Raw genomic sequence first — 6,903 nt, 5'->3', positions numbered from 1 at the left:
CAGCAGCGCCGGAATAACACCCTCCTCGAAGTCGGGGTGACGGACCGCCATTACTTCGGCCCGTCGCAGCTCGACGCCACGCTGTCATTCCGCCAGGGCATTGGCGCCTTCGGCGCGCAGGACGACACGCTGGCGTCGTTCGATGGCCCGACCTGGCGCTACCGCATGATGGTGCTCGACGCCAACCTCTCGGTGCCTTTCAAACTGGCAGAACAGCCATTCCGCTACGTCACGACGATCCGGGGGCAATTCACCAATGACCGGCTCTATTACGAGGATGACTTGACGATTGGCAGCCGATATACCGTAAGAGGCTTCGATGGCGAGAGCCAGCTTGCGGGCGAGCGTGGCTTCTATTGGCGCAATGAACTGCAGGCGCCGCTAGGGATCAGCGGCCAGGCGCTTTACGTCGGCCTCGATTATGGCCGCGTGTACGGACCATCGACCCAGGCACTAGTCGGCACGCAACTGGCCGGCGCGGTGATCGGCATGCGCGGCGGCGTCGGCTCGCAAAAGTTCGGCGGCGTCTCGTATGACGTGTTCCTGGGCACGCCCGTTTACAAGCCGGAGCAGTTCAATACCGCCGGGGTGACGGCGGGGATGCAGGTGGTTTATCAGTATTAGGCGAACTGCGCCGTCCAGCTATCCGATAGACGATAGACCTGTCTCACTTGGCCTTCGATTTCCCAACCCAGGGCAGCACAGACTGCCCGCTCTCAATGCCCGCAAGGGGTCAACTATCCATGAAGAAGACGCTCGCATTAACGCTGTTGGCATCCGCTGCCGTCATCGCCGCCTGTGGTGGATCGGACGGAGAAAATTCGAACAGCGCCGGTACTAACGGCGCCACCACCGGTTCCAATGCAAACGCGATGGCGCCGCTCGATGCGCCTTGCCTGACGCCGCTGGCAAATGGCAAGAAGATGACTGTCTCCGCGAATGCCGGTCCGGTGACGGAGGCGGTCACCTTCGAAGGCAAGCACATCGGTCAGACCACGTTCGATGGCAAGAGCCTCGATACCATCGACGTTCAGGCCAGCGGCACGCTGTTCCACGCCGTATCGTCCAACTTCCGGATCTATCTGGATCCGGAAACCGTGCTGTTTCCGCTCGGCGTGACCGAGTTCGGGCACCGTGGCTATCCGGATGGGCCGTGGGTCAAGTATCGGCGCTTTACGTATGAGGATGCTGCGGGCAAACCGGCCAGGCTGTCGTTGCTGGGCATGCAGCCCAACGAGACGCGCACCGTGACGATGGCGGAGGAGCGCGAATCCGCGTTGGCCACGGATCCGCAGCCGGCGTTTAGCCGTGGCGTTGATCGGAAGGTCCAGCTGACGGTGCAATACATTGGCCGCGAAGATGTGACCGCGATGGGCAAGTCCTACGCCAACACGTGCAAGGTCAAGATCCGGTACGACCGTGAGCCGGGGAGCTACTTCCCCAACCTTGAGGCAACGGTCTGGCTGGCGCCGGGCCTGGGCCCGGTCAAGCTGAGCGGCTTGCCGCTGCTGCGCGTGGATACCTTGTCGGCCGAAACGTCGGGCATCGTGGCCAACTGATCGGCCGTGCATTGCCTCCCGGCGATGCCTCAAGCAAAACACCCCAGCCCTGTCTCCAGGCGCTGGGGTGTTCACCTCCGTCCTTCCGGCGGTTCCCATCAAGGCAAGCTGGCCAGCCAGCTATCCCATCGTTACGGCTTCAGCTTCGACCGATAGTCCACCGCATACGGCAGCTTGCCAGGCTTGGACGAGCCAACCGGTTGCGACAGCGCCGTGAATTCCGTCTCGTTGAACGTGTCCAGGCGGCCCAGCGTGGCGGCAGTCTTGCCGGTGCTGACAATGGCGTCGGGCGACAGGGCCACCATCGCTTCGGCGGCCTTGCGCACGGCCGCCAGATAGGCCGTGGAGTCGCTCAGGTTCACCTGCTTCAGGTCCACGACCTTGCGCAGCCAGTCGCCCCAGTAGAACTCGGTGAATTCCGTGGCGCCGGCAGGCTGGCTGTAGCCGATATCCCGCGTGAAGTAGACCAGCGAGCGGTACTGGTCGTTGCCCAGGCCGTTCGAGAGGCCCAGCTGGCGCGGCAGGTCGGCCGGGTAAACCGGGCGGTTGTCGCCGTCCTTGAGCCAGACCAGCTTGCGTGCGCGCATCGTGCGGAAGAACTGGGCACGGTTCAGGTTCGACAGGTTGTCCTGCACGCGGATCCACATCTTGGCTTGCGGGCCGCCGGTCGGGGCTTCCCAGACCGTGGTGAAGGCGTGATGGCCATCGGTCAGGTACGGTTCGCCATACGGGCCCACCACCAGCGTCTTCATGTCCTCGGGCTTGTCGCCGACGGCCTTCGTGCAGGTGAACGAGTTCAGGTTGTCGATGCGCGAGTCGGTCTTGATGCCGTCCTTGGCGGTCTTGTTCTGGCCGTTGTTCTCGCAGGCGTCGTCGAAATTCTTGGCCGAATCCACGGCGTAGCGGCCCAGCTTGTAATAGATCTGGTCGCGACCGATGGCGGGCTGCGTCGGGCGCAGGTCGGCCATTGTCACCAGGATGTTCTGCTGGGCCGTGGCCTGCAGATAGGTGGAAATCGGAGTCGGCGCCGGCAGCGGCGTGCAGACGGCCGGCAGCACGCGTTGGGACCCCGGCACCTGGCGCAACTGGTAAGCCAGCTTGGCGCTGACCGGCAGCCAGGCGAGCGTTGCGGTCGGCATCTGGCCGGCCACCGGTTCCTGCCACGTACCCGAGATCAGGCCGAAGGCGGCGCCGCTGGCAAAGCCGTTGTAGATCAGCGCCACGTCCGATGGGATATTGTCGGCGGCCAGCACGTTGCCGCTCACCGAAATGATGTTGCGGCGCGTGCGGCCGGTGGTGGCGTTGGCATTGTCGAGCTCGGGCTCGGCGCAGACCCAGTCGCCGTCTACCGCGCTGGTGGGCAGCGACGTCGCGGCGCGCACCACCCAGTTACCGGTGGCGGCCGTGGCGCTGGCGCCCGTTTCGTCCACGAACAGGGCCGTGCTGCCTTGCTGCTTGCCGACGAAGACGCGGCCCACCTTGCTGCCGGCGATGGTGAGCGCGAAGGCGCCCGGATAGCGCGCCTGGTCGGCGTCGGCGCTGAGCGTGCCGGTCTGGCCCCCCGCGCAGCTGGCGCTGTAGCCCTGGCCCGCGCACACGCGCACCGCGCCGTCGGCCTGGATCGCCAGTTGGCCGGCCGTGGCGGTGTCGCCTGCCTGGCGCAGATAGGTGTAGGTGCCGGCGATGTCCTTCAGCTGGGCGCCCCGGTTGGCGGCGGAGATATAGCCCTGCAGCAGGCCGCCGTTGCCGGCCTTGACGTTAGGCACCTGGCCCAGCGCGCCAGAGAGCAGGCCGTCGTCCAGCGTGAAGCTGAACGTGATCGTAGCCGCGGCGGCGGCCAGCGCGGCCGGTACGTCGGCGCCGGAGGCGGTCAGGTTCGATACGCGATAGGTGTCGCCGATCTGCGTGTACTGGCCCACCAGCGCGCCGGCCAGGCCGAAGCGGGAATCGAGGAAGCGCAGGGTGATCTGTCCGGCGGCGGGCTGATCGAGCTGGACCGACACCGTGTCGCCGAAGCTCACCGAACCCATATAGAGAGAACCGCCTGCCAGCGGCCTGACCTGGGCCGGCGTCGCGCCGGTGCTGGCGCCGCCGTTGGTGCCGCCGCTGGCCGTGTTGCCGTCATCGCCACCGCCGCACGCTGTCATCGCCGCCGAGGCCAGCAATAACATGACTGCCGTGCCGGCGCTGCGTTGCATCCATTGCCCAGGTTTCCTAGTCCTGCTTTCCATTGTTCTTCCCCGTTGTTGTTGTGGTGTCGGTTGTTGGGTACGTCGCGCGCAGCCGGTGCGGCGTGTGCGGCACGTGGCCGCGCGACAGTTTATGAACCGGGAATGACGTACCTGTGACAGCCTGACGTCACGGCATCCCCGGCTTTTTCATGGGGATTCGCCTAGAGTGATCGGAGCGGGACAACGCGGAGGGCAGGCGATGACGCACGAATTTCAACGAATGTCGCACGGGCGGCGCAGGCTTATGATTGCCGGCGGGTGGTCCATGCTGCTGGCGCTACCGGCCTGGCACGCCGTGGCGCAGCCGGTCCATCGCAAGACGAAATCGAAGATCGGCGTGGTCGGCTCGGGCCGGCTGGGCGGCGCGGTGGGCAGCCTGCTGGTGAAGGCGGGACACCCGGTGATGTTCGCGTCGCGCCATCCCGAGGAACTGAAGGCGCTGACCGATTCCCTCGGGCCGCTGGCCCAGGCCGGTACCGTCGCCCAGGCCGTGGCATTTGCCGACGTGATCCTGCTTGCGGTGCCTTATGGTGCGGTGCCGGATGTGGGCCAGCAGAACCGCTGGCAGGGCAAGATCGTGCTGGACGCCACCAATGCCGTGGCGGCGCGCGACGGCGCCATCGTGGACGAGGTCAAGGCCAACGGCATCGGGCCCACCACGGCCAAATACCTGGCCGGTGCGCGCATCGTGCGCGTGTTCAATTTCACGGGGGCGGCGGAGTTCACGCGTGAAAGTCACCGCAAGCCGCCGCTGATGGCGGTGCCGATGGCCAGCAACGACGCCGAGGCGCTGTCCGTGGCGGCCGGGCTGGTGCGCGACGCGGGGTTCGATCCAGTGGTGGTTGGGGGATTATCGAGTGCCGACCGGTTTGCGCCCGGTGGCAAGCTGTTCCGCCAGATGGGAACTGCCGAAGAGCTTCGCCATGCGATGGAACAGTAGCCGGACAGCGCCGGCAGGGGGAGCCGCCGCGCCTTAGCGCCGGCGCCACTCCATCGCCACCATCGATGGCGTGAAGCCCAACTGGCCGAAGAATGCGGCTTCGGAGGAGCGTGCTGCGCGCAGAACCCAGGTGATGTCCGGGTCGTTGCCCATGACATGTCGCAGCAATGCGCGGCCGATGCCGCGGCGGCGATGCTGTGGCGCCACGGCGACCATCGAGATGTAGCCGTTGGAGATATCGTCGCAGAGCGCCCGGGCAAAGCCGATGACCTCGCCGTTTTCCACCGCCACCGCCACGCGTTGGGAGTTGGCGATCAGTTGCGCGAACCGCTCGGGATTGCCGACCCGTTGTTCCCAACCGTTGGCCGCCAGCAGCCGCCGGGCCGCCTCCACCTCTGCGGGCAACGGATTACGGATTTCCATCGACAATTCCTCCTGCGTGATTCCGGGGCGCATGCATGCAGACCCTCCAGAAGTGGGGGGCGCAGAGCGGCTGCGCCGCGTTTTCGCGCGATGTGTCGCGCAATTCGTCGCGCATTTCGGCGCAGAGTGTAGCGAAGCCGATGCGGCGGCGTCAAACAACTTTGTCCGGAAAATGCGACCGTCCGCACGCACGGGCAATCCCGGCGCGGGGCGCGCAACGGCCTGTCGCGCGCCGGAAGCTGGCGGTATGATGGCTGCCATGAACGCCCCGATCTTCTCCTCCGCACACCCGGCCGATCAGCTGGCCGAGTTCAGCGATGCCGATAGCGCCATGGCGCGTATCCGCGAGATCTACGACAGCTCCGTGGCAGCCGTGCGTGCGCGCTTCGACGCGTTTGCCAAGGGCAAGCCGCTGCCATCGGCGGCCCACGCGTGCTACCCGTATCTCGGCATCTCCGTCAACCTGGAAACCATGGTCACCGACAGCCGACCGTCGTGGGGCACGGTGGCCTATCCCGGTGTGTACGGCACCACGGTCACGCGGCCGGATCTGCTGTGCGACTACTACCGCGACCAGATCGAGCGGCTGATGCGCTATCACCGCGTGCCGGTGGTGGTGGGCCTGTCGCGCCGGCCGATTCCGCTGCCGTTCGTGATCGAGGCATCGACCACCGACATCAGCTATACCCAGGCCCGCGAACTGGAAGCCTCGTTCGTGCTGCCTGAGCTGAGCCGCATCGACGATTCGATTGCCAACGGCACCTACGAGCCGACACCGGGCGAAGCCTGGCCGTTGTCGCTGTTCCCGGCCGAACGCGTGGACCTGGCGCTGCAGCGGCTTTACCACTACACGGGCACGGCGCCGCATCACTTCCAGCGCTTCGTGCTGTTCACGAACTATCAGCGATATGTCGACGAGTTCGTGACATTGGGCCGCAACCTGATGGCCGGCGACGGTGGCGACGGGTACGTGCGGTTTGTCGAACCGGGCGATGTGGTGCAGGACCTGGGCGGCGTCGAACCTGACGACGCGTCGCGCCCGAAGGCGCTGCCGCAAATGCCGGCCTATCACCTGGTGCGCGAGGACGGCCTCGGCGTGACGCTGGTGAACATCGGCGTGGGCCCGTCGAACGCCAAGACCATGACCGACCACCTGGCCGTGTTGCGGCCGCATTGCTGGCTGATGGTGGGCCACTGCGGCGGCCTGCGCCGCTCGCAGCAACTGGGCGATTACGTGCTGGCACACGCCTACGTGCGCGACGATCATGTGCTGGACCACGACCTGCCACCGTGGGTGCCGGTGCCGCCGATCGCCGAAATCCAGGTGGCGCTCCAGGAAGCGGTGGCCCGTGTCACGGGTTTGTCCGGCACCGAGATGAAGACGCGCATGCGCACCGGCACGGTGGTGTCGACCGACGACCGTAACTGGGAGCTGAAGTCGAAGGCGCTGTACGCGCGCTTCAACCAGTCGCGGGCGATTGCGATCGACATGGAAAGCGCGGCCGTGGCTGCCAATGGCTTCCGCCTGCGCGTACCCTATGGCACGCTGCTTTGCGTATCCGACAAGCCATTGCATGGCGAGTTGAAACTGCGTGGCATGGCCAACGCGTTCTACCGCCAGCGCGTCAGCCAGCACATGTCGATCGGCCTGGAAGCCATCCGCATCCTGCGCGAGAACGGCGTCGAGGAATTGCACTCGCGCAAGCTGCGCAGCTTCGACGAACCGGCGTTCCGCTAACGCCAGGGCGCC

General features: G+C 66.1%; 6 protein-coding genes. 4 read left to right on the top strand and 2 right to left on the bottom strand.

Annotation, left to right across the window (positions count from 1 at the left end):
- Together BLQ58_RS26470 and BLQ58_RS26465 are read left to right on the top strand one after the other, a co-directional pair.
- Positions 1–624: ShlB/FhaC/HecB family hemolysin secretion/activation protein (locus tag BLQ58_RS26470; RefSeq protein ID WP_139186180.1), on the top strand; the 624-nt coding region annotated here is incomplete at its 5' end.
- Positions 625–671: 47 nt separating this feature from the next.
- Positions 672–1,559 (top strand): hypothetical protein, encoded by an 888-nt coding sequence (locus BLQ58_RS26465; RefSeq protein ID WP_139186179.1) that lies wholly within the window; start codon positions 672–674, stop codon positions 1,557–1,559.
- 131 nt (positions 1,560–1,690) lie between these two features.
- Here BLQ58_RS26465 and BLQ58_RS26460 read toward each other — a convergent pair whose 3' ends face one another.
- The gene (locus tag BLQ58_RS26460) at positions 1,691–3,757 is read right to left on the bottom strand and encodes a ParB/Srx family N-terminal domain-containing protein (protein ID WP_254776178.1); all 2,067 of its coding nucleotides are present in this window, start codon (positions 3,755–3,757) and stop codon (positions 1,691–1,693) included.
- A 298-nt stretch (positions 3,758–4,055) separates the two neighbouring features.
- Here BLQ58_RS26460 and BLQ58_RS26455 point away from each other — a divergent pair, with 298 nt between their 5' ends.
- The gene (locus tag BLQ58_RS26455; protein WP_254776176.1) at positions 4,056–4,730 is read left to right on the top strand and encodes an NADPH-dependent F420 reductase; all 675 of its coding nucleotides are present in this window, start codon (positions 4,056–4,058) and stop codon (positions 4,728–4,730) included.
- 33 nt (positions 4,731–4,763) lie between these two features.
- Here BLQ58_RS26455 and BLQ58_RS26450 read toward each other — a convergent pair whose 3' ends face one another.
- The gene (locus BLQ58_RS26450) at positions 4,764–5,153 is read right to left on the bottom strand and encodes a GNAT family N-acetyltransferase (RefSeq protein ID WP_029050758.1); all 390 of its coding nucleotides are present in this window, start codon (positions 5,151–5,153) and stop codon (positions 4,764–4,766) included.
- A 247-nt stretch (positions 5,154–5,400) separates the two neighbouring features.
- Here BLQ58_RS26450 and BLQ58_RS26445 point away from each other — a divergent pair, with 247 nt between their 5' ends.
- The gene (locus BLQ58_RS26445) at positions 5,401–6,891 is read left to right on the top strand and encodes an AMP nucleosidase (RefSeq protein WP_029050757.1); all 1,491 of its coding nucleotides are present in this window, start codon (positions 5,401–5,403) and stop codon (positions 6,889–6,891) included.
- Positions 6,892–6,903: the final 12 nt, after the last annotated feature.

This window comes from Ralstonia sp. 25mfcol4.1 (genome assembly GCF_900104095.1).
GTDB lineage: Bacteria > Pseudomonadota > Gammaproteobacteria > Burkholderiales > Burkholderiaceae > Cupriavidus.
Note: the sequence above shows the minus strand (reverse complement) of the source record. Positions and strands in the feature narration are given on the sequence as shown.